General features: G+C 61.1%; 23 protein-coding genes. 14 read left to right on the top strand and 9 right to left on the bottom strand.

Annotated features, from left to right (window positions below; all coding sequences use genetic code 11):
• The first annotated feature begins 141 nt into the window (after window positions 1-141).
• The 3 genes from AC6I99_RS15230 to AC6I99_RS15220 are packed head-to-tail and all read left to right on the top strand — an operon-like array spanning window position 142 to window position 3,771.
• A complete protein-coding gene (locus AC6I99_RS15230; protein ID WP_497944746.1) occupies window positions 142-1,071 on the top strand; it encodes an ABC transporter permease in 930 nt (309 codons plus the stop codon).
• The gene (locus tag AC6I99_RS15225; protein WP_497944747.1) at window positions 1,061-2,044 is read left to right on the top strand and encodes an ABC transporter permease; all 984 of its coding nucleotides are present in this window, start codon (window positions 1,061-1,063) and stop codon (window positions 2,042-2,044) included. Before AC6I99_RS15230 ends, AC6I99_RS15225 begins: the two co-directional genes overlap by 11 nt.
• 11 nt (window positions 2,045-2,055) lie before the next feature.
• Entirely contained in the window at window positions 2,056-3,771 is a 1,716-nt protein-coding gene (locus AC6I99_RS15220; RefSeq protein WP_497944748.1) for an ABC transporter ATP-binding protein, read from the top strand.
• Window positions 3,772-3,876: 105 nt separating this feature from the next.
• On the opposite strand, the gene AC6I99_RS15215 is transcribed toward AC6I99_RS15220, so the two are convergent.
• Window positions 3,877-4,728, bottom strand: a complete 852-nt coding sequence (locus AC6I99_RS15215) for an SGNH/GDSL hydrolase family protein (RefSeq protein WP_497944749.1) — start codon at window positions 4,726-4,728, stop codon at window positions 3,877-3,879.
• 281 nt (window positions 4,729-5,009) lie between these two features.
• On the opposite strand from AC6I99_RS15215, the gene typA reads away from it, so the two are divergent.
• The gene (typA, locus tag AC6I99_RS15210; protein ID WP_223933779.1) at window positions 5,010-6,926 is read left to right on the top strand and encodes a translational GTPase TypA; all 1,917 of its coding nucleotides are present in this window, start codon (window positions 5,010-5,012) and stop codon (window positions 6,924-6,926) included.
• Between the two features lie 30 nt (window positions 6,927-6,956).
• On the top strand, window positions 6,957-7,370 hold the full coding sequence (locus AC6I99_RS15205; protein ID WP_497944750.1) for a hypothetical protein: 414 nt from the start codon (window positions 6,957-6,959) through the stop codon (window positions 7,368-7,370).
• On the opposite strand, the gene AC6I99_RS15200 is transcribed toward AC6I99_RS15205, so the two are convergent.
• Window positions 7,367-7,603, bottom strand: a complete 237-nt coding sequence (locus AC6I99_RS15200; RefSeq protein ID WP_224088207.1) for a putative acetyltransferase — start codon at window positions 7,601-7,603, stop codon at window positions 7,367-7,369. The two genes, AC6I99_RS15205 and AC6I99_RS15200, sit on opposite strands and share 4 nt — an antisense overlap.
• A gap of 135 nt (window positions 7,604-7,738) precedes the next feature.
• Between AC6I99_RS15200 and fdxA the strand changes: the two genes are divergently transcribed.
• The 3 genes from fdxA (at window position 7,739) to AC6I99_RS15185 (ending at window position 10,744) form a co-directional block, all read left to right on the top strand.
• The gene (gene fdxA, locus AC6I99_RS15195; RefSeq protein ID WP_018776555.1) at window positions 7,739-8,065 is read left to right on the top strand and encodes a ferredoxin; all 327 of its coding nucleotides are present in this window, start codon (window positions 7,739-7,741) and stop codon (window positions 8,063-8,065) included.
• Between the two features lie 14 nt (window positions 8,066-8,079).
• Window positions 8,080-9,228, top strand: a complete 1,149-nt coding sequence (gene dapC, locus AC6I99_RS15190) for a succinyldiaminopimelate transaminase (protein WP_497944751.1) — start codon at window positions 8,080-8,082, stop codon at window positions 9,226-9,228.
• A gap of 232 nt (window positions 9,229-9,460) precedes the next feature.
• A complete protein-coding gene (locus AC6I99_RS15185; RefSeq protein WP_224088206.1) occupies window positions 9,461-10,744 on the top strand; it encodes a citrate synthase in 1,284 nt (427 codons plus the stop codon).
• Between the two features lie 151 nt (window positions 10,745-10,895).
• On the opposite strand, the gene galE is transcribed toward AC6I99_RS15185, so the two are convergent.
• On the bottom strand, window positions 10,896-11,912 hold the full coding sequence (galE, locus tag AC6I99_RS15180; RefSeq protein WP_224164864.1) for a UDP-glucose 4-epimerase GalE: 1,017 nt from the start codon (window positions 11,910-11,912) through the stop codon (window positions 10,896-10,898).
• An 80-nt stretch (window positions 11,913-11,992) separates the two neighbouring features.
• Between galE and AC6I99_RS15175 the strand changes: the two genes are divergently transcribed.
• Window positions 11,993-12,619, top strand: coding sequence for a TetR/AcrR family transcriptional regulator (locus AC6I99_RS15175; RefSeq protein ID WP_497944752.1), 627 nt, complete (start codon window positions 11,993-11,995; stop codon window positions 12,617-12,619).
• 178 nt (window positions 12,620-12,797) lie between these two features.
• Window positions 12,798-13,409: a hypothetical protein gene (locus AC6I99_RS15170; protein ID WP_224088204.1), complete on the top strand. Its 612-nt coding sequence runs from the start codon at window positions 12,798-12,800 to the stop codon at window positions 13,407-13,409.
• Between the two features lie 29 nt (window positions 13,410-13,438).
• On the opposite strand, the gene AC6I99_RS15165 is transcribed toward AC6I99_RS15170, so the two are convergent.
• Both AC6I99_RS15165 and dapD read right to left on the bottom strand, forming a co-directional pair.
• Window positions 13,439-14,281, bottom strand: coding sequence for a transglycosylase SLT domain-containing protein (locus tag AC6I99_RS15165; protein ID WP_497944753.1), 843 nt, complete (start codon window positions 14,279-14,281; stop codon window positions 13,439-13,441).
• 13 nt (window positions 14,282-14,294) lie between these two features.
• A complete protein-coding gene (dapD, locus tag AC6I99_RS15160) occupies window positions 14,295-15,308 on the bottom strand; it encodes a 2,3,4,5-tetrahydropyridine-2,6-dicarboxylate N-succinyltransferase (RefSeq protein ID WP_224088202.1) in 1,014 nt (337 codons plus the stop codon).
• 107 nt (window positions 15,309-15,415) lie between these two features.
• Between dapD and dapE the strand changes: the two genes are divergently transcribed.
• A complete protein-coding gene (gene dapE, locus AC6I99_RS15155) occupies window positions 15,416-16,540 on the top strand; it encodes a succinyl-diaminopimelate desuccinylase (RefSeq protein WP_497944754.1) in 1,125 nt (374 codons plus the stop codon).
• 97 nt (window positions 16,541-16,637) lie between these two features.
• Here the strand turns inward: dapE and AC6I99_RS15150 are convergent, their stop codons facing one another.
• The 4 genes from AC6I99_RS15150 to AC6I99_RS15135 all read right to left on the bottom strand — a co-directional run bounded on the left by AC6I99_RS15150 (window position 16,638) and on the right by AC6I99_RS15135 (window position 19,959).
• On the bottom strand, window positions 16,638-17,501 hold the full coding sequence (locus tag AC6I99_RS15150) for an amino acid ABC transporter permease (protein ID WP_497944755.1): 864 nt from the start codon (window positions 17,499-17,501) through the stop codon (window positions 16,638-16,640).
• The gene (locus AC6I99_RS15145; protein ID WP_497944756.1) at window positions 17,498-18,148 is read right to left on the bottom strand and encodes an amino acid ABC transporter permease; all 651 of its coding nucleotides are present in this window, start codon (window positions 18,146-18,148) and stop codon (window positions 17,498-17,500) included. The genes AC6I99_RS15150 and AC6I99_RS15145 overlap by 4 nt, the downstream gene beginning before the upstream one ends.
• A 97-nt stretch (window positions 18,149-18,245) precedes the next feature.
• On the bottom strand, window positions 18,246-19,127 hold the full coding sequence (locus AC6I99_RS15140) for a glutamate ABC transporter substrate-binding protein (protein WP_497944757.1): 882 nt from the start codon (window positions 19,125-19,127) through the stop codon (window positions 18,246-18,248).
• A gap of 76 nt (window positions 19,128-19,203) precedes the next feature.
• Window positions 19,204-19,959 carry an amino acid ABC transporter ATP-binding protein gene (locus AC6I99_RS15135; RefSeq protein ID WP_216924118.1) on the bottom strand — a complete coding sequence of 252 codons (756 nt, stop codon included), beginning with the start codon at window positions 19,957-19,959 and terminating at the stop codon, window positions 19,204-19,206.
• A gap of 163 nt (window positions 19,960-20,122) precedes the next feature.
• Here AC6I99_RS15135 and AC6I99_RS15130 point away from each other — a divergent pair, with 163 nt between their 5' ends.
• The 3 genes from AC6I99_RS15130 to AC6I99_RS15120 all read left to right on the top strand — a co-directional run bounded on the left by AC6I99_RS15130 (window position 20,123) and on the right by AC6I99_RS15120 (window position 22,593).
• Window positions 20,123-20,962, top strand: a complete 840-nt coding sequence (locus AC6I99_RS15130; protein WP_309928682.1) for an LOG family protein — start codon at window positions 20,123-20,125, stop codon at window positions 20,960-20,962.
• Window positions 20,963-20,980: 18 nt separating this feature from the next.
• On the top strand, window positions 20,981-21,322 hold the full coding sequence (locus tag AC6I99_RS15125) for a DivIVA domain-containing protein (protein WP_224088198.1): 342 nt from the start codon (window positions 20,981-20,983) through the stop codon (window positions 21,320-21,322).
• An 80-nt stretch (window positions 21,323-21,402) separates the two neighbouring features.
• Entirely contained in the window at window positions 21,403-22,593 is a 1,191-nt protein-coding gene (locus tag AC6I99_RS15120) for a putative hexosyltransferase (protein ID WP_497947008.1), read from the top strand.
• The last annotated feature ends 63 nt before the right edge of the window (window positions 22,594-22,656 follow it).

Genomic DNA, 22,656 nt, shown 5'->3' with positions numbered 1-22,656 from the left:
CCAACTCCGGTTGGGCGTCCTTGTGCAGACATTCTCGGACCTTGACCGGGAAAGCCTGCACATCGATCGAAAAGGTTCTTCGATGAACAACTCCGCTGCACCCCTGGATCGGGTGCCCGCTGTTAGGGAGGTATCGCGCTAATGGCCACATACATCCTGAAACGATTCCTCCAGCTGATTCCCGTGTTCCTTGGAGCAACCCTCCTTGTGTACTTCCTGGTGTTCAGCCTCCCGGGTGACCCTATTGCTGCGCTCTTTGGGGACAAACCCGTCAATGAAGCAGTAGCGGCAAAACTCCGGGCCCAATACAACCTGGACCAGCCGTTTATTGTGCAATACCTGCTATACCTCAAGAGCATCTTTACTTTTGATCTCGGCCAGGACTTCTCCGGCCGGCCCATTGCCGCGGTCCTTGGCGAGGTGTTCCCCGTAACGGCCCGCCTGGCCATCATGGCGCTCATCTTTGAAGGCGTCTTCGGTATCGCTTTCGGTCTAGTTGCCGGACTCCGCAAGGGCAAGCTTTTTGACGGAACTGTACTGATCGCGTCCCTGATCGTCATCGGTATCCCGATCTTCGTTCTCGGCTTCCTTCTTCAGTTCTTCATCGGCGTCCAGTTGGGGTGGGCCAAACCCACCGTCAGTTCAGCTGCGACCGTTCAAGACCTCATTCTTCCGGCGATCGTCCTCGGCCTGGCGTCCTTCGCCTACGTCCTCCGGCTAACCAGGACCAGCGTCATCGAGAACATGAACGCCGATTACGTTCGGACGGCCACGGCCAAGGGGCTCACACGCTTCCGGGTCGTCAATGTCCACATCCTGCGGAATTCCTTGATCCCGGTGGTCACGTTCCTTGGGGCCGACCTTGGCGCCCTCATGGGTGGCGCTATCGTTACTGAGGGCATCTTCAACGTCCCCGGTGTCGGCAACAGGTTGTACCGGGCAGTTCTCTCCGGGGAAGGACCTACCGTGGTATCAATCGTCACAGTTCTGGTCCTTGTCTACTGTGTCTCGAACCTGATTGTTGACCTTCTGTATGCCTGGCTTGACCCGAGGATCCGCTATGACTCCTGATAACAACCTGACGGGGCAGGACACAGCCCCGCGTCACATCGAGCACTTCGTTGCTGACCTCGAAGAGACGCCACTGCAAGCCACCGATAAGGTGAAAGAGGACCAGGCGCCCTCCAGCCTTTGGGGAGAGGCCTGGAAGAACCTTCGCAAGCAGCCGCTCTTCATCATTTCGGCCATCATGATCCTGGCTGTTGTTGTGGTCTCCCTGTTCCCCGGGCTGTTCTCACCGATCGATCCCTCCGGCGAAGCCTGCCAGCTTGCCAACTCGAACGGCGGACCGGTCAATGGACATCCCTTGGGCTTCAACAAACAGGGTTGCGATGTTTATGCCCGTGTCATTTTCGGAACACGATCTTCTGTCACCGTTGGCCTGTTCACTACTCTCGGAGTTGTCATTTTCGGTGGAACCATCGGTGCCCTTGCCGGCTACTACGGTGGCTGGGCTGATGCCCTTTTGGCGCGACTGACAGACATCTTCTTTGCTCTGCCGCTGATCCTTGGCGCAATTGTCATGATGCAGCTCCCCGTGTTCCGGGCCAACCGGACTGTGTGGACGCTGATCCTCATTTTGATCACTTTCGGGTGGCCGCAAATAGCCCGCATCACCAGGGGCGCTGTGATCGAGGTACGAAACGCAGACTTCGTGATGGCTGCCAGGTCCCTGGGTGTTTCGCGCTTCCGGTCGTTGCTCCGCCACGTTCTGCCCAACTCCTTGGCTCCGATCATTGTGGTGGCCACCATCTCGCTGGGTACATTCATTGTGGCCGAATCCACCCTGTCATTCCTGGGAATCGGTCTGCCCCCGAGCGTTATGTCGTGGGGTAACGACATCCAGACAGCACAGGCATCGTTGAGGTCCAACCCCATGCCGTTGCTGTACCCGGCTATTGCACTTTCGACCACAGTCCTGAGTTTCATCATGCTGGGCGACGCCCTTCGTGATGCCCTGGATCCGAAGGCGCGCAAACGATGAAAGGCCAAGCAATGAACTCTTCAGTTCACATCAAGGAAGAACCAGCCGGCTCTGACCGTCCGTTGCTGGAGATCAGGAATCTGGCCATTAACTTCGCCACGAGCAACGGTGAGGTGAACGCCGTCAGAAACGCGCATTTCACCGTCATGCCAGGGGAGACCGTGGCGATCGTGGGGGAGTCCGGTTCAGGTAAATCCACCTCCGCCCTCGCCGCTATTGGGTTGCTTCCGGGCAATGGTCGCGTAGCCGCCGGAGAGATCCTCTTCGACGGCGAAGATATCGCCCACGCCAGCGAAAAGCGCATGATCGAGCTTCGCGGCAATTCCATCGGCATGGTGCCCCAGGATCCGATGTCCAACCTCAACCCAGTGTGGAAGATCGGGTTTCAGGTCAAGGAGACACTGAAGGCCAACGGTCTTCCCTCCGGGCCGGACGACATCGCCAAAGTGCTGTCTGAGGCTGGCTTGCCTGACGCGGCGGGTCGGGCCAAGCAGTACCCGCACGAGTTTTCAGGCGGTATGCGCCAGCGCGCCCTCATCGCCATTGGCCTGTCCTGCCAGCCGCGCCTGCTGATCGCGGATGAGCCGACGTCGGCCCTCGACGTCACGGTCCAGCGCCAAATTCTGGATCACTTGGACAAGATGACGTCCGAGTTGGGGACCGCAGTACTGCTTATTACCCACGATCTCGGTCTGGCGGCCGAGCGGGCTGACAAAGTCGTGGTGATGTACAAGGGCCAGGTCGTTGAGTCCGGGCCTTCGCTGGAACTGCTGCGCAATCCGAGGCACCCTTACACCAAGCGTTTGGTAGCTTCAGCGCCTTCCCTCGCATCACGTCGCATCCAGGTTGCCAAGGAGCAGGGTGTTGAATCCGACGACCTGTTGGCACCCACCGAGCCGGTGATCGTGGAATCAGCGCTCCCGGAGGAAGTGCTGAAGGTTGAGGACCTGACCAAGGTCTTCAAGCTTCGTGGCGGTATTGGCAAGACGACGGACTTCAAGGCCGTGGACTCGGTATCGTTTTCCGTGCGCCGTGGGACAACCACGGCAATCGTGGGCGAGTCGGGATCCGGAAAGTCGACCGTGGCCCAGATGGTGCTAAATCTGTTGGAACCCACCTCGGGCAAGATCATTTTCGACGGTGTGGACACGTCAACGTTGAACAGTAAAGACCTGTTCAAATTCCGTCGCCGGGTGCAGCCGATTTTCCAAGATCCCTACGGCTCATTGGATCCGATGTACAACATCTTCCGGACTATTGAAGAGCCGCTGCGGACCCATAAGATCGGTACCAAGGCCAGTCGCGAAAAGAAGGTCCGCGAACTGCTGGACCAGGTGGCTTTGCCCCAGTCCATGATGCAGAGGTATCCGAACGAGCTTTCCGGTGGGCAGCGGCAACGCATTGCCATTGCCCGGGCCTTGGCCTTGGATCCCGAAGTGATCATCTGCGATGAGGCCGTTTCGGCACTGGACGTCCTGGTCCAGGCCCAGGTGCTGAACCTCCTGGCAGACCTCCAGGACAACCTGGGCCTGACCTACCTTTTCATCACTCACGACCTCGCCGTGGTCCGCCAGATCGCGGACCACGTCTGCGTGATGGAAAAGGGCAAGCTTGTTGAGACGGGCAGCACGGACGATGTCTTCGACAACCCGCGCGAGGCTTACACGCAGGCCTTGCTGGATGCCATTCCTGGCGGTTCGCTGCTGCTGCCGCCCGCGGTGGCCTGACCGCCGTCGTACTCTCCGCCGACGAGAGAACAGCAAGAGCCGGTGGTACCCACATGTGGGAACCACCGGCTCTTGCCGTTAAGGAGTCGGCCCCACAACGGTGCCCTATCCGGCTGACACCGACGCGGCGGTGTCCGGGCGGGCTGTGAGGCCGAGCGCGGTCAATTCCCGCGCCAGAACACTGCCCAACTTCGCGTGGCCGGACGGCTTCATGTGGACGCCGTCCTGGAGGTCTGCAACGGCATCGTAGCGGGTCAGCCAGTCGCCCGCGCTGACAAACGGGATCGCTTGCTTGGCGGCGATCCGGCCAAGGAGTGCGTCCACCTCGGACCGGCGGCCGCCACCATTCTCGGCTCCCCGGGCCAACGTCCCGATCATCGCCAGACGTGCCCCCGGATAGCGCTTCCTGAGCGCAGCGAGGAGCCGTTCGGCGTTACTGGTGATCTGGGCATCGGTGGCCCTTTGTGAGGCGTCGTTGCCGCCACCCTGGACCACGATCAGTGGCGGATCTCCATAGGGCAACAACCAGTCCCCGCGCTGGAGGGCGTCGATGTAATTGCCCGTTTTGCCGTTGGAGGCAACGAATCCCGTGCCGCCCATGCCCACCACGTGCAATTTGTATCCAAGCGCGGAAATTCCCCTTTGCGGCCATGAGTCCTTGGGCATGGCTTGTGAATCGCCAATCAACACGGCCGTGTGGCGTACGTCGGCCAGGACCACTTCGTCGCGGTTGTTCGACGGATTCCTGTAGAGCGAACCCACTGGCAGGTCCAGGGCACCCGGGGTGGGCGCTATCGTACGGGGTTTGTCCGCGGCGGACGTCTCGGCAGGAACGGGCGCGGCTGAGCGCGAGGGGGTGGATGGTGGGGTTGCTTGGTTTGGTCCGCAGCCGACCACCAGAACGCCAACGGCGATCAAGGGTGCGAGCAGGCGGAACGCGGCCGAGGCTTTGCGCATCGTTGGTCTCCGTATGGCACTGGTTCTGCAGCAATCATGGGGCAAAGGAAACAGAAAATCCAGCATCTTGACTGCCGGTTACTAAAGCGTGATGTGCTGTGATGGACGCCACAATTTGGGCCTAAATGGCTTGCTTTTTAGGCTGATAAATGCAACTGCGTTTAGACTTGCTGTAGGTGCCCTGTGTCCCGGGGTCTTTTCGTTGTGTGTTCCGATCAGGTGATCAGGTATGCGCGCGGATACAAACAACTGACTTCACCACTGAAACGAGTCATCAACGCATGTCTGAAACCATCACCAACACTGCGTCGCGGAGCGATCTGCGCAACGTCGCGATCGTCGCACACGTTGACCACGGCAAGACCACCCTGGTCGACGCCATGCTCAAGCAGACCAACTCCTTCGCTTCCCACGGTGAGGTTGAGGACCGCGTCATGGACTCCGGTGACCTTGAGCGCGAAAAGGGCATCACGATCCTCGCCAAGAACACCACGGTTGCTTACAACGGCCCGTCGTCCAACGGCGAAACCATCACCATCAACGTCATCGACACCCCCGGCCACGCCGACTTCGGTGGCGAGGTAGAGCGCGGCCTTTCCATGGTCGACGGCGTCGTCCTTCTGGTCGACTCCTCCGAGGGTCCGCTGCCCCAGACCCGCTTCGTGCTCCGCAAGGCCCTTGCCGCGCACCTTCCGGTGATCCTCCTGGTCAACAAGACGGACCGTCCCGACGCTCGCATCGATGAGGTTGTCCACGAGTCCATGGACCTGCTCCTGGGCCTGGCTTCGGACCTTGCCGATGAAGTTCCGGACCTGGACCTGGACAAGGTCCTTGAGGTTCCGGTTGTCTACGCTGCCGCCAAGGTTGGCCGCGCCTCCCTGGACCAGCCGGACAACGGCTCCGCCCCGGAGAATGAGGACCTTGAGCCGCTCTTCAAGACCATCATCGAGCACATCCCTGCTCCCACCTACAACCCGGATGGAGTGCTCCAGGCGCACGTGACCAACCTGGACGCTTCGCCGTTCCTTGGCCGCCTCGCCTTGCTCCGCATCTACAACGGCACGCTCCGCAAGGGCCAGACCGTTGCCTGGGCCCGCGCCAACGGTGAACTCAAGAACGTCAAGATCACCGAACTCCTGGCCACCAAGGCACTGACCCGCGTTCCTACCGAGTCGGCCGGTCCGGGTGAGATTGTTGCTGTCGCAGGCATCGAGGAAATCACCATCGGTGAAACGCTTACGGACGCCGAGAACCCGCAGCCGCTGCCGCTGATCACGGTGGACGACCCGGCGATCTCCATGACCATCGGTATCAACACCTCGCCGCTGGCCGGCAAGGTCAAGGGCGCCAAGGTCACCGCCCGCCAGGTGAAGGACCGCCTGGACAAGGAACTGATCGGTAACGTCTCCATCAAGGTTCTCCCCACCGAGCGTCCCGACGCCTGGGAAGTACAGGGCCGTGGCGAACTCGCCCTGGCAATCCTCGTTGAGCAGATGCGTCGCGAAGGCTTCGAGCTGACAGTTGGCAAGCCGCAGGTAGTCACCAAGACCATCGACGGCAAGATCCACGAGCCGATGGAACACATGACCATCGACGTCCCCGAAGAATACCTCGGTGCCGTGACCCAGCTCATGGCAGCCCGCAAGGGCCGTATGACCAACATGGCCAACCACGGCACCGGCTGGTGCCGCATGGAATTCATCGTCCCGGCCCGTGGCCTCATCGGCTTCCGCACCAAGTTCCTCACCGACACCCGCGGTGCGGGCATCGCGGCGTCCATCTCCGAAGGCTACGAGCCGTGGGCCGGTCCCATCGAATACCGCACCAACGGTTCGATGGTTGCCGACCGCGCCGGTGTCGTCACCCCGTTTGCCATGATCAACCTGCAGGAGCGCGGTTCCTTCTTCGTGAAGCCCACCTCTGAGGTTTACGAAGGCATGATCGTGGGCGAGAACTCACGCGCCGACGACATGGACGTCAATATCACCAAGGAAAAGAAGCTCACCAACATGCGTGCTGCTTCCTCGGACACCTTCGAGAACCTGACGCCGCCGCGCGATCTGACCCTTGAGGAATCCCTCGAATTCGCCCGTGAGGACGAGTGTGTCGAGGTGACGCCGGAGGACATCCGTATCCGTAAGGTCATCCTGGATTCGAACGAGCGCGCCAAGGCCAACCGCGCCCGCGCCAAGGCATAGTCCAGCCCGGACGAATCCGGCTGTACCAGAATGAACAAAGGAGTCGCCAGTGCGGCCCGTGGCATCGCCACGGCCGTGCCGGCGGCTCTTTTTGTTGCTGCGGCAGGCACGGCACTGCACCGGCAAACCGTGGTGCTCTCCGGCGTCGACGTCCCCTGGGGCGTCGGCGCAGCGCTGTTGCTGCTTGCGTCCGTCCAGTTGTGGTTGGCGGCATGGTCGGTTTCAGTTATTCCGACGGCGGTAGCTGGCGTAGTGGCCTATGCTGCCGTCGGTGCGTTGTCGTCCGGAGGACCCAGCAAACAGTTGTTGCTGGGCGACGCCATGGGCAACATCTGGGTGTTTGGCATTGCCGCGGTCACGTTGATCATGCTTGTGGTGGCCAGCCGGCTACGGATACGCTGGCGCGGCGCTGCTAATACGCAGCGTCTGGCACTCAGCCGCTAACGCTGCCCGCGCCGCGGTGGAGGAGGAGGAACTTCCTTCGCCGCGATGACCAACCCCAGCGGAATTTCGACGTCGGAGGTCCGCGTTCGTACGGTGCAGCTGCTTTCCGTGGTGGTCACCAGGTACCCCAGTGCATCCGTCAGCCCGTCTTCGATCCTGTAGCGCACCACCACCCGGATGCCCGGCTGGGCCTTGAGCAGAAATTGTCTGGGTGGCAAATGCGGGGGAGTCACCGTTTCATACTAAGACGCGGGCTAGGTTGGCGTCATAGCACTGTTGGATAATAGGCTCAGAAGTTGAGTGTCCGGCATGCTGCCGGCCGTATTACCCCGGCTGTGGCCGGGACAAACCGTGGAGAGGTCTGGGACGTGACGTACGTAATCGCGCAGCCGTGTGTAGATGTCAAGGACAAGGCATGTATCGAAGAATGCCCTGTCGACTGCATTTACGAAGGTGAGCGTTCCCTCTACATCCACCCCGATGAATGCGTCGACTGTGGTGCCTGCGAACCCGTATGCCCCGTGGAAGCCATCTACTACGAGGATGACACCCCGGAAGAGTGGGCCGACTACTACAAGGCCAACGTCGAATTCTTTGACGACCTCGGTTCCCCGGGCGGCGCTGCGAAGATCGGCAACACTGGCAAGGACCACCCGTTCATTGCCGCCCTGCCCCCGCAGAACCAAGACCACTAAGGGCGGTTGCTTCCTTGATTTCCGCGGCACCGGCCTTTGGCCTTAACCTGCCCGACTACCCGTGGGAGGCCATGGCACCGTATGTCGCCACGGCCGCCAAGCATCCCGGGGGAGCAGTCAACCTGTCCATCGGAACACCGGTCGACCCCACTCCCGGCCTGATCCGGGATGCGCTGGCAGCGGCGTCGGATGCGCACGGTTACCCAACGGTGCATGGCACGGAAGCCTTGAGGCAGGCTGTCGTGGACTGGTTTGCCGCCCGCCGCGGAGTGGTCAACCTGGATCCGAAGGACGTTATGCCCACGGTGGGTTCCAAGGAACTCGTCGCCTGGTTGCCTTTCCTGCTGGGCCTTGGCAACGGGGACGTCGTAGTCAGGCCTACCGTTGCCTACCCCACATATGACATCGGTGCGATGCTGGCAGGAGCCACTGCCGTGGCGGCTGACAGCCTGGACGAACTGGATGCCGCCACGCGCGCAAGGGTTCGCCTGGTGTGGATCAATTCGCCGGGCAATCCCACGGGCAGCGTCCGGAGTGTCGAATCGCTCCGGGAGATCGTGGGCCAGGCACGCGAAGTCGGCGCCGTTGTAGCCTCCGACGAATGCTACGCCGAGCTTGGCTGGGGCGAATGGGATGTTCAGCGTGGGGGAGAAGCTGTCCCGAGCATCCTGGACCCACGGGTTTCCGGTGGTTCCACGGATGGCCTGCTGTGCGTCTATTCGTTGAGCAAACAGTCCAACTTGGCCGGCTACCGGGCTGCTTTCGTGGCTGGCGACTCCGCGATTATGGCCAACCTTGTTAACAGCCGGAAGCACGCAGGAATGATCGTGCCCTATCCGGTGCAGGAAGCGATGCGCGTCGCTTTGGGCGATTCGAACCACGTCCTTGCACAGAAGGATCTCTACCGCGGACGTCGGGAGAGGATCGTTCCGGCTCTTGAGAAGTTCGGATTGCAGATCCATGAGTCCAATGCCGGCCTCTATCTATGGTCTACGGCCGGGGAAGCTACGTGGGATACGGTGGCCCGTTTTGCTGAGCTGGGAATCGTCGTAGGTCCCGGTGTCTTCTACGGTGACGCCGGTAACGGCTTCATCCGGGTGGCACTAACCGGCAGCGATGAACGCATTGACGCAGCCGCGGAGAGGTTAAGCGCAAGCTCATAACAATGCTGTGACTTGTGCCACAAGCCGCGTCATTCCGCCGGTAACCGGACGGAACGGATTAGTTCCGGGGGGTTACTGGCGGTAGCTTTTTAACTGACTATCAATGGTGGCCTTCAATAAGAAAGCACTGCGGTCGTTGGAGCCCTGCAACAGTGGGGCCGAAAACGGCGTCACCAGAAGTTGGTTGGACAAGCGTTCTATAGAGGCCCAGAGGCCTCATGAAGGGGACTCCATGACTGAGACCACCAGCGCGACACTGCGCCATGCCGGCGGCGAACTTGAACTGCCGCGCATCCAGGTTGTAGAAGGAAACGAAGGTTATGACGTTTCCAAGCTGCTGAAGCAGACGGGCGCCGTTGCCTATGACCCCGGCTTCATGAACACAGCGGCCACCACCTCGGCCATCACGTACATCGATGGCGACGCGGGCATCCTGCGCTACCGCGGGTACCCGATCGAGCAGCTCGCCCAGCACTCGAGCTTCCTGGAAGTTTCCTACTTGCTGATCTACGGCAACCTTCCCACTCCCACGGAGCTGGAAGCCTTCGATCAGCGCATCCGCCACCACACGCTCCTGCATGAGGAACTGAAGGGCTTCTTCGGCGGATTCCCGCGCGACGCCCACCCCATGCCGGTGCTTTCCTCGGCTGTTTCGGCGTTGTCCACGTTCTATCAGGACTCGCTGGATCCCTTCAACGCGGAGCATGTGGAAGTTTCCACCATCCGCCTCATGGCCAAGCTGCCAGTTATTGCCGCTTACGCCCACAAGAAGTCCATTGGCCAGCCGATGCTCTACCCGGATAACTCCATGAACCTCGTGGAAAACTTCCTGCGCCTGAGCTTCGGCCTCCCGGCCGAGCAGTACGAGCTGGACCCTGTTGTGGTCAAGGCCCTTGACCTGCTGCTCATCCTGCACGCTGACCACGAGCAGAACTGTTCCACCTCCACCGTCCGCTTGGTAGGTTCCTCCAACGCGAACCTCTTCGCCTCGGTATCCGCTGGCATCAACGCCCTCTTCGGTCCCGCCCACGGCGGCGCCAATGAAGCCGTGCTGAAGATGCTGCGCCAGATCCAGGCCGAGGGCATCAAGCCCGAGGACTACATGGAAAAGGTCAAGAACAAAGAAGACGGCGTCCGCCTCATGGGCTTCGGTCACCGTGTCTACAAGAACTACGATCCCCGTGCCAAGATCATCAAGGCAACGGCCCACGAGGTCCTGGGCAAGCTCGGCGGCAACGACGAACTGCTGGACATCGCCATGCGCCTTGAAGAGAAGGCCCTGGCTGATGACTACTTCATCCAGCGCAAGCTGTACCCGAACGTGGACTTCTACACTGGCCTGATCTACAAGGCGATGGGTTTCCCGGAGAAGATGTTCACTGTCCTCTTCGCCATCGGCCGCCTCCCGGGCTGGATTGCCCAGTGGCGCGAAATGATCAACGATCCCCAGACCAAGATCGGCCGCCCGCGGCAGCTCTACACAGGGGAGCCGGAGCGCAACTACCCGGCCAACTGATACGGCAACAGCGTCAATCACGACGGCGGCCGCCCACCTCGCGCGAGGTGGGCGGCCGCCGTCGTTGGTTCCGCCTGTGATAAAGCAACGCGGGGTCACTTAGGGCCCATAAAGCAGGCCGAAATGGGCCCTAAGTGACCCCGCGTTGCTATTAGGAAGCGTTGTACCCGTAGGGGTTGTTCTTCTGCCAGCGCCAGTGGTCCTCGCACATCTGGTCCACAGTCTTCGTGGTGGACCATCCGAGGTCTGCGAGGGCGGAAGAAGCATCAGCCCAGAAGGCGGGGAGGTCACCGGCCCGGCGGTCGGTGATCTCGTATGGAATCGGCCGGCCTACGGCCTTCTCGAATGAACGCAGGACCTCCAGAACGGACGAACCGCGGCCCGAGCCAAGGTTCCAGCGGCGGACTCCCGCCCGGTCAGCGATGAAGTTCAGTGCCGCTACGTGACCTTCGGCGAGATCCACGACGTGGATGTAGTCGCGCTGGGCTGTTCCATCGGGGGTGTCATAGTCGCCGCCGAAAACCATCAGCTTCTCGCGGCGTCCCACGGCAACCTGGGCGATGAAGGGGACAAGGTTGTTGGGGATGCCCTGGGGGTCCTCGCCGATGCGTCCGGACGGGTGCGCGCCAACCGGGTTGAAGTAGCGCAGCAGTGCGATATGCCAGCGGTCGTCCGCATTGCCCAGGTCCGAGAGGATGTCCTCGATCTGTTCCTTGGTGCGGCCGTACGGGTTGTTGGCCCCGATTTCCATCTTCTCGATGTAGGGGATGGGATTGTGCTCGCCATAGACGGTTGCGGAGGAGCTGAACACGATGGAACGGACGTTGTGCTTGTCCATGGCCCGGAGCAGGTTCAGCGTGCCCACGATGTTGTTGTAGTAGTACGCCAATGGCTCCTGAACGGATTCGCCCACGGCTTTGAGTCCTGCGAAATGGATCACGGCGTCGATCTGGTGCTGGTCGAAGACGGCCTCGACGGCGGGCTCGTCCACCAGGTCGACCTTGTGGAAGGCCGCTGTCTTTCCAGTGAGCTCGGAAACCCGACGCAGGGACTCTTCGCTGGAGTTCACGAGGTTATCGAGCACGACGACGTCATGGCCGGCTTCCTGAAGGGACAGAACGGTGTGTGAACCGATGTAGCCGGTGCCACCCGTGACAAGAATTTTCATGGTGTCTACGCTATCGGAAATCGGAGCCACGCCGCTCAGTGTTGAGCGTTGTTGAAGCACGTTCGTGCTAAAAAATACTGGTGCCCAAAATTGTTGATGCCGAAGTCCGGCGCCAGGAAGTTGTCCAAGCTGTCTTCAGGATCATCGCAAGCGACGGTTTGGAGCGGGCATCCCTTCGTGAAGTAGCTGACGAAGCCGGTCTGGCCGTCGGCTCAGTGCGGCACTATTTTGCCAGCAGCGACGATCTTCTCGCGTTCTCCTTTGCCTCCGTCATCGACCGCATCAGCGCCCGGCTGGAGTCAGCTTTTCTTGCCGTTGAAAGCGAAAGCCCGGGCAGCGCCGGGCAGCACGCCGCGGTGTTGAACCTCTTGGGTCAGTTCCTTCCCTTGGACGAAGAGCTCGCTATGGACGCCTGCGTTTGGATGGCCTTCCGCCACGCTGCGCGAATCAAACCCGCCCTGGCTGCCGAGGCCGAACGTAGCCACCGCGCAGTCGCTGCCATTGTGGGACGCCTCATCATGCTGCTGAGCCCCGGCGAGGCCGCAGCCCGGCAAAGCCTCGTCACAGAGGCTGAGCGGCTCCTGGCCACCATGGACGGCCTTTGCATGCACGCCCTGCTCCAGCCGGAATGGATGACGGCCGAGATGTGCAGTGACGTCCTCACGGCTCATCTCGCGGCTTTCGCTCCGGCGCCGGCCACGCCATAGACTGACCGGCCACGCCATAGGCAGTCCAGCCACGCCATTGACTGTCTCGGCCTCCCCGCGAATGTCCGCAGGAAGACCAATGTGCCGCCCGACAAGCAGTGCGTCCCGCACCGTTACCGTAGCAAGCCAACGGGAATAGACTGGGACATGTCGGGAACCTGCCAAGGGAGGAATTCGGATGCATGAGTCAGGCGGCCCGGGATGGCGCATCACCATGGACACGTCCGGGCCGATGCTCATCGCCCTGTACTTGCGCGATGTAGCTGGACTCGACGGTGCCGGAAAGCCGTTGCTGTCGCACGCTGCTCCCAAGGTCCGCCATGCCGACCATAGTCACCTCACCTCGGATGTGGGCGGAATCAACGCCCTGAAAACCGAGTGGGAGGCCTGGTGGGAAAAGCTCGTGAAGACCTATCCCGACCCCGCACTTGAGCTCGCGCCACCCAGTTTCAAGGCCTTCGGCAATTCGCCTGCCCTCCAGCGTGTCCTGCAGGCACACTTTGGCTCAGCTTTGGGATGGGCAACGGACAGGATCGATGAATACGCCAAGATCGAGGCGGAGCGTGAAGCCAACGGGGTCACGGGAGTCCTGAACGAGATGGTGGAGGACCGGCTTTTGGAAGTCGGGCGTAGTTCGCGGGACTTTGATCTCACCATCATCGAGTTGCCGCTCAACGAACCCCGTGCCTGGTATTTGGAGCCCAGCACCATGATCATGAGCCACAAGCTGCTGTCCGAGCCCGATGTCTTCCGCAGTTATGTCCAGCCTGTGGTGGAGATTCTGGCTTAAGTAGCGGCTTTGCACCCCCTATGTACCAATTAGGTAGTGGGTGCCGAGACCGTGATGGTCACTGACTCAGACGGTGCCGCCGATGCAATCCATCCGCTGCGTTTTTCCCTGTTCCACGTCTGGCCGCCAACATCCACTTGCGTGATGGAGAGGGACTTGGCATTGGCCACTGCCCAATGGGCAACTGCCCACGCTTGCGTGCCGGTGATATCCAGTTGCACCGAGCGGCCCTGGACTGTGGCGCGCTGGGGGCCGAACGCCGTCGTCAGTTCTTGTACGACGGCGGCAGGGTCACCAGCTGCTTCAGGCATCCGGAGTTCACAGGTCAGCGCGGATTCGGAATGACCGGTGAGGGCGGAAGCGAAGGCGCGCCCCATGTTCTCGTGCTGGGCGTATGCCCGGGGGAACGCGGAGCGCTGGACCTGCTGGGCTGCCTGGGTAATTTCCATGGTCTCGTAACCGGGAATTTTGATGAGGCCGTTATAGAAGGCGTTTGTCGCATAGGCGGGGTCCATGACCTGTGCCTCGGTTCCCCAGCCTTGCGATGGCCTCTGTTGGAACAACCCGCGGGAATCAGGTCCTGCATCGTCACCATAATTGATGTTCCGTAGCTTGGATTCCTGCATCGCGGTGGCGAGGGCGATGCTTGCAGCCCTTGGTGGAAGTCCGCGCTGTACGGAGATAGCCGTGATGAGCGAGGCGTTGGCCGCCTGGTCGGTAGCCAACTCGTAGCTTTCGGAACCCATGACGGCGAGGCAGCGCTCCGAGACCAGGGTCTCGGAGCGCTGCAGTATGGCAACTATCGCGTAGATGGCACCGGCCACGAGGGCCAGCGCAAGCACCGCAACAATGGCGCGGCGGAACCGGCGCATTGCTTGTCTTCTGCTAGTTGGCGTGGAGTGCCTCGTTCAACTCCACGGTCTGGCCCTTGCGGGGCAGGACTTCCACGCCACCGGTTGTGGAGTTGCGGCGGAACAGCAGGTTGGGAACACCGGAAAGCTCGACGGCTTTGATGATCTTGCTGGTATCTTCGCCGTTCTCATCCTTGGGACCAGGCACACGGACGCGGGTGCCGGCGGTGACGTAGAGGCCGGCTTCCACCACGGAATCGTCGCCGATGCTGATGCCGACGCCGGAGTTTGCACCAAGCAGAACGCGCTCGCCCAAGGCAATCTTTTCTTTGCCTCCGCCGGAGAGCGTACCCATGATGGAGGCGCCGCCGCCGACGTCCGTGCCGTCACCGGCCACCACTCCAGCGGAGATGCGGCCTTCCACCATGGACGTGCCGAGGGTTCCGGCGTTGAAGTTCACGAAGCCTTCATGCATCACAGTGGTGCCCTCAGCGAGGTGCGCACCCAAACGGACGCGGTCAGCGTCGGCGATCCGCACGCCTGTGGGGACCACGTAGTCAACCATGCGCGGGAACTTGTCAACCCCGTAAACCACGACGTTGCCGCGCTTACGCAGGCGCGCACGCGTCATTTCAAAACCTTCGACGGCGGCTGGACCGAAGTTGGTCCATACGACGTTGGGGAGCTTGCCGAAGACGCCATCCAGATTGATGCTGTTGGGCTTGACCAAGCGGTGCGAAAGGAGGTGAAGACGCAGGTAAGCATCGGCGGTGTCGGCCGGCGCGGCGTCGAGGTCGATCTGGGCGAAGACCACTTTTTGCTCGGTACCGCGATCGGCGTCTTTGCCATCGTCGGCCAGGGCGGTGAGTGCGGGATCGGCATTCTCGACGTCGCGAAGGGTTTCAGCGGCTACGCCCAGGGCAGGCGCCGGGTACCAGACATCCAGCACGGTTGCTTCCCCTGAAGGCGAGGTTGCGATGGTGGCGAGGCCGAATCCGTAGGCTGATCGGTGGTTTGCGGGCACAGCAGAGGAAGCAGTTTCAGTCATGGCCCCAGTGTATCGACCGCCCATGGCACGGCTGAAACCCGTCTCACCCCGGGGTAGGTCGCATTTGTTGCCCGAAACACAGCGGCCTGGAGCGTTAAGGTGGAGTGGTGACCCTTAACCCTGCCCCCGCCCTCCTGGACCTGCGCCAGGACGTCGCCTTGCTGACCGCCGCGCTCATAGATATCAACAGTGTCTCCGGCAACGAGACTAAGCTCGCCGATCTCGTCGAGGCCGGTCTGCGCGCCATCCCCGAATACACCGTGGTGCGCGACGGCGACGCCATCATTGCCCGAACCGAACTTGGCCGCTCCGAGCGCGTCATCCTCGCTGGACATTTGGACACTGTGCCGCTGCCCACGGTGGAAGGCTCGTTGGGCACCGTTCCGGCGACGTGGGAGTCGGGCATCCCCGGGGAGGGTGTGCTTTATGGCCGCGGGACTACCGACATGAAGGGCGGCGTTGCCGTGCAGCTCGCACTCGCGGCGACCCTGTTCGACGACGGCAAGGAGCCGGACAAGGATGTCACCTTTGTCTTCTACGACCACGAGGAAGTGGAGGCAGTCAAGAGTGGCCTGGGCAGGCTGGTCCGCAACCATGGCGACCTGCTCCTGGGGGACTTCGCCATTCTCCTCGAGCCCACGCACGGCACTGTTGAAGGGGGCTGCAACGGAACCAGCCGGTTCGAAGCGACCACCATCGGCGAAGCCGCACACTCCGCCCGCGCATGGATGGGAAGCAACGCCATCCACGCTGCTGCACCAATCCTCGCCCGCCTCGCAGCCTACGAGCCCCGGACCATCAACGTCGACGGCCTCGACTACCGGGAGAGCCTCAATGCGGTCAGGATCAATGGCGGCACGGCAGGCAACGTCATCCCGGACCGCTGCGTCGTAGAGATCAACTACCGCTTCGCTCCGGACAAGACGCCGGACCAGGCTGAGGCCCACGTGCGGGAGCTCCTTGAGGGATTCGACGTCGTCCGCACGGACGCTGCTGCCGGCGCCCGGCCCGGACTGAACCACCCCGCAGCTGCGTCTTTCGTGGCCGCAGTAGGCGCGGAACCAAAGCCCAAATACGGTTGGACCGACGTCGCGCGTTTCAGTGAGCTGGGCATCCCGGCCGTGAACTTCGGACCCGGGGATCCGTTGCTGGCACATAAGGACAATGAACACGTCGACGCCGGTGCCGTCCGGGAATGCCTTCGTGTACTCCGGACGTGGCTGGTTCGCTAAGGTCCAAATGCACTCTGCAAGCACATGAAAAAGAAGGTCCGCAGCCGAATGAACGGCTGCGGACCTTCTTTTCATGACTAAAGGAATGTTTCCGGTTCTACTTCGCTTCAGATCCCGGGACGTTTACCTCAAGGTCAACGGTCTTGATGGCCGAAGCCATACCTCCTGCGGCCTTCTTGGAACCGCGCCTTTCGATCCAGATCGCAAGTCGGGAAACTGACAGGTTGATCAGGATGTAGATCGCGGCGCCAACGAAGAAGGCGGAGAACAACAGGCTGGGTTCCAGGTCCGAGATCAGCTTCACCTTACGCAGCAGTTCCTCGTAGGCCACGATGTAGCCAAGCGAGGTGTCCTTGAGGAGGACGACCAACTGTGCAATGAGTGAGGGGAGCATGCGGCGGATTGCCTGGGGGAACTCGATGCTCATCCTGGACTGGAAGCTGCGCAGGCCAATGGCCAAACCTGCTTCGCGTTGTCCCTTCGGAAGTGACTGTATGCCTGCCCTCAGAATTTCGGCGAAGATCGCCGCGTTGTAGAGGACCAGGCCGCTGACAACTGCTACGAAGGGGCTGGTGGCGAACACCAGCAGCACGAAGAGGATCATGAGCACCACTGGCATGCCGCGGAGGAACTCAAGGACCACTTGCGTGGGCACCCGGATCCACGAGATCAGCGAAATACGGAGCAAACACAGTGCGACTCCGAGGGGGAAGGCAATGACGGCTGCAACGCCGGCTGCCTGCAGGGTGGCAAGGACGCCGTAGCCGAGCTGCGTCCAAACATCCTTGGCAGATTCGTTAACAAAGACTTCCCAACGGGAGGCGTTGAAGATGCCCTGCGAAGACAGGATGACGATGGCTCCCACCACGCCACCGGCGATGATGATGGAACCGACAACCGAACCAATGAGGGAAACGCGGCGGGCCTTGGGGCCTGGTACGTCATAGAGAACCGAAGTCATCGGGCAATCGCCACCTTTTTCTCGACGAAGTGGGCCAACAAGCCCAGGGGCACTGTGATCAGCAGGTAGAAGAACGCCACACCGATCAAGATCCACATGACTGCGTCACCATGGCTGTTTGACAACTGCAGGCCGTAGCCGAAGAGCTCCAGGACGAAGAATGCACCCGCGACGGATGAGTTCTTTACCAGGGCAATCATGATATTGATCAGCGGGGGTACTACGGTGCGAACGGCCTGTGGCAGGACCACCAGGCCCAAAACCTGCGTGAACGTCATGCCGATGCTGCGGGCTGCTTCGGCTTGTCCCACCGGGACGCTGTTGACGCCGGATCGTACAGCTTCAGCAACAAACGCTGCCGTGTAGCTGCTCAAAGCGATGATGGCGGCGACTTCAAACTGTTCGAACTTAACGCCAAGCCGCGGAAGCACGATTGCTGAGAAAAAGAAAATAATTGTGAGTGGGGTGTTTCTGGCGACTTCCACGTAGAACGTGCTGAAGCCCCGTAAGGCTGCCACGGGCGAGACACGCATCGCGGCGAGGAGGGTGCCTGCAACCAGTGCGATCACGCCGGACACGACGGCTAGAAACAGGGTTCGGAGAAATCCGTCCCAATATTGGGGGAGGCTTTCGAAGATGGCGTCCATTGGCTTCCTTCGGCTGCGGCGGAAAGGGATTGAATCCTAAAGGTCGGTGGCTGCCGCCCTCCCCGCCAGGGGGACGACGGCAGCCACCGGCTTCCGACTAGTAACGGTCGATCTTGGGCAGCTCAGGAGCGGTCTTGATGACCTTTCCTGCTGTTGCTTCCCAGGCCTTCTTGTAGGTGCCGTCCTTGGCGAATTCCTCCAACTGGTCATTGATCCAGTTGCGGAAGACCGTGTCGTCCTTCTTCAGGCCGATGCCGTAAGGCTCTTTCGTGAAGGTTTCGTCCGATGCGAGCTTGAAGGCGTCCGGTTCCTTGTCAACGTAACCGGCGAGGATCACGTTGTCCGTGGTGACGGCGACAACCTGCTTGTTGCGCAACGGCTCCAGGCAAGCGGTGTAGTTTGCGGCCGGAACCAGTTCGGCGCCGTACTTTTCAACGATGGTCTTGGCTGGCGTGGAACCCGTAACGGAGCAGACCTTCTTGCCCTTGACGTCTTCGGGCTTGGTGATGGAGTTGTCGTCCTTGTTCACCAACAAAGCCTGGCCGGCTTCGTAGTACGGACCCGCGAAGGCGACCTTCTGCTTGCGAGCATCGTTGATCGTGTAGGTGGCAATGACGATGTCAACGCGGCCCTGCTCGATGAACGGTTCACGGTTGGCGGAAACAGTTTCAACCCATTCGATCTTGTCAGGTTCAATGCCGAGCTTGGCGGCGATGGCCTTACCGATTTCGACGTCGAAGCCGACAGGCTTGCCGTCAAGGCCCTTCTGGCCGAACAGCGGCTGGTCAAACTTGGTACCAATGGTGATCTTCTTGGCCTGGTTCAACTTCGCCATCGTGGTACCGGCCTCGAAGCTCGCCGAGGCAACGGGCGGAGTGGTGGTGCCACTGCCTCCACCACAGGCGCTCAGCGAGAGGGCCAGTGCAGCCGAAGCGGCCACCAGGAGAGATTTCCTCCGGGTAATAAAAGCCTTCTTCATGACATTCCTTTCATTGGTTGGCCGTCGTACGGCCTGGGTGCGGTCCGTGCGGGCCTGGATGCGGGTCGGCAGGGAGCTAGTGGGTCAGAAGCTTGGACAGGAAGTCCTTGGCGCGGTTGCTCTGCGGATTGGTGAAGAATTCCTCGGGTGTTGAATCTTCCACGATCTGGCCATCGGCCATGAACACGACGCGGTCGGCTGCCTTGCGGGCAAAGCCCATCTCGTGGGTAACCACGATCATGGTCATGCCTTCCTTTGCCAACTGGATCATGACGTCCAGGACCTCATTGATCATTTCGGGGTCCAGAGCCGAGGTTGGCTCGTCGAACAACATCACCTTGGGCTTCATGGCAAGTGCGCGGGCAATGGCCACACGCTGTTGCTGGCCACCGGAGAGCTGCGCGGGGAGCTTGGGAGCCTGGTGGCCGACGCCGACACGTTCCAGGAGGGCCATGGCCTCCCTTTCCGCCGTGCCCTTGGCGACGCCCTTCACCTTGATCGGTCCCAGCGTGACGTTCTCAAGGATCGTCTTGTGGGCGAACAGGTTGAAGGACTGGAAGACCATTCCCACGTCTGCACGCAGGTGGGCGAGTTCTTTGCCTTCTTCCGGGAGCTTCTTCCCGTCGATCGCGATGTCGCCGTCGTCGATCGTTTCCAAACGGTTGATGGCACGGCACAACGTGGACTTTCCGGAGCCGGACGGCCCGATGACCACGACGACTTCACCCTTCCTAACCTGGAGGTTGATGTCTTTGAGAACGTGCAATTGACCGTAGTGTTTGTTGACGCTGTTCAGGGAGACGAGCGCATCGCCGGACACTTGAGTAGTCATAGGACGAATCTAGCGAACAAAGACACAATTATGACCACGGTCACGGCAAGTTCCTCCAGATCGTGACTGAACAGAAACCTGCCCTCCAGCGATATACCAGACTGCAATGCAAGAACCGCGTCGTAGCGTCTTCGCTTGCATTCATCCGCGCTAGCCTTGGGCAATGAGCATTAGCCAGCACCCGATTCCCGGCCCCGACGCGAATGGCCACGTCGCGGGCGTCCATGTGCCCCTGCCTTCGGAGATTCCACCGGCCAAGCACAAGGGTCCTTTGGAACTGCGACGCAAACAGGCAGACACGGGAATGTCCGATCAGCATTTGCTGGACACGAGCGGTGCCGGGCAATTCATCCACACCGATCCCTGGCGCGTCCTGAGGATTCAGAGCGAATTCGTTGAGGGCTTTGGCGCATTGGCCGATATTGGCCCGGCGGTCAGTGTTTTCGGTTCTGCCCGCACCAAACCGGGAACCGAGTACTACGAGATGGCAGTGGATGTAGGACGCAAGCTCGCCGAAGCCGGGGTCGCAGTGATCACCGGCGGCGGTCCGGGCTCCATGGAAGCCGCCAACAAGGGTGCTGTTGAGGGCAACGGCGTATCCGTCGGGCTGGGCATTGAGTTGCCGTTCGAGCAGGGCTTGAACCAGTGGGTGGACCTGGGCATCAACTTCCGGTACTTCTTCGCCCGCAAGACCATGTTCGTGAAATACGCCCAGGGCTTCGTCGTCTTGCCCGGCGGACTTGGAACCTTGGACGAGCTGTTCGAGGCAATGGTCCTGGTACAGACACGAAAGGTGACATCGTTCCCGATCGTGCTGCTGGGTGTCCGCTTCTGGGGTCCAATGATTGAGTGGATCCGGGACACTTTGGTTGCTGAAGGGATGGTGTCTGAAAAGGACCTGGACCTGATCCAACTGGTGGATGACCCTGCCGATGCCGTCCACCGCGTCTTGCACGGTGCTCCGCTTCCGGCCACCACCAATGGAAACCAGCGCCCGGAGTAGGCGGCTGTTTCTGGCACGATGGTGGCTGTGAGCTTTTTCCTGGTGTTTGTCGCGATTGTCCTCATTGGTGCCGCATTGTATTTTGGGGCCGCCATCATCCGTGGCGGCTCCGTCGGAGCGGGCCTGGATGACCCGGTGCCCAACTTGCCTCCGGTGCTGCTCCCGGAGAAGGCCGCAGCCACAGACATCGACGCCGTGCGCTTTGCGCTGGGGCTGCGTGGTTACCGCATGGACCAGGTGGACCAGGTCCTTGATGAGTTACGGGACCAACTGGTGGCCAAGGACCGTGAGATCGAGAGACTCAGCGCGTTGGTCCAATCAAAGCTTGAGAATGGCGGCGCCCAGCGGACCACGCCGTGAGTACAACTCCACGTATCCGTTTTGGCGGGGAGGGACCTACTGCCCGCCTGTCGCGCGGTATCTCCGCCGCGGGAGCCCGGATGGCACAGTGGCCGTGGTGGCTGCAGGTTTCGTTGGTTTTTGTCGTGGCCCGGGTGGTCAGTGCCTGCATCTTTATGGCGGCTGCCGTTCATCAGGGAGTGAATCCTTGGTTCCCGCCCGCCCCCGACTACTGGAACTTCATCACTATCTGGGATGCGCGCTGGTATTCCCAGGCAGCGGACAACGGCTACCCCTCCGTGCTCCCGGTGGATGCAAACGGGGTAGTCAAGGAGAACGCCTGGGCCTTTTATGCCCTGTTCCCGTTTCTTGGACGGGGACTCTCCGCCATTACGGGACTCGGGACTCTGCAGGCCCTCACTGCCATAGCCATGGTTGCGGGCCTCGGTGCTGCCTTGGTGATCTTCAAACTATTCAGGGAAGCAGCCAGCCGGCGCACTGCGATGTGGGGCGTCATCTTCGTGTCCGCATTCCCGGTCTCCCCAATTCTCCAGGTGCCCTACGCAGAATCCCTGAACCTCCTGCTGCTGTCCGGCTCATTGCTTCTGGTGGTCCGGCGACGCTACGTGACAGCCATACCTGTAGTGCTGTTGATGTGTTTGTCCAGGCCCACGGGAGTCCCCTTCGCTGCCATGCTGGGCCTCCTCCTGGTCTGGCGGCTCTGGCAGCACTTCAGGCCATCAGAAAATGATGACCAGCCCCGGGCAATGGCTTCGTCCGCGCCGGAACTCCTGTCCCTGGGCGCCCTGGTGCTGGCAACCGGACTCGGAGCCCTGGCCTGGCCAGCCATAGCCTGGGCAGTCACGGGGGATCCCAGCGCCTACACGCGGACGGAAACTGCCTGGCGAGGACACGATCTGGTGCCCTTCAAGCCGTGGTTCGATACCGGACGGATGCTGTTCGGTCCGGTTCTTGGCGTGTTGGCGCCCTTCGTTTTCGTCGGCTTGTTCGTGCTGCTGATGATTTCAAAGCCTGTTCGCGCACTGGGAACGGAAATGCGACTTTGGTGCGCCTGCTACATGGGTTATTTGCTGGTATTCCTGCATCCCCAGACCAGTACTTTCCGGATGTTGCTTCCTCTTTTCCCGCTTGCCCTCGGTGCGGCGCTGCTGTCCAGGTCCAAGGCATACAGGGGAACCGTCGTCGTCATGTTTGTCCTCCTCCAGATCGTCTGGGTGGTTTGGCTTTGGGCCTGGGCGCCATTGCCCGGAGGCGGGGACTATCCGCCATAACCGGACCGGCCGCCGTCGGGAAGTGTGTTTGTTCCGTGTGGGGGTAATTAGTCCATTGATTCG

The sequence above is a fragment of the Arthrobacter sp. TmtSoilC77 genome, from assembly GCF_059739415.1.
The sequence above is the reverse complement of the archived record's forward strand: the minus strand, read 5'-3'. Positions and strand labels throughout refer to the sequence as shown.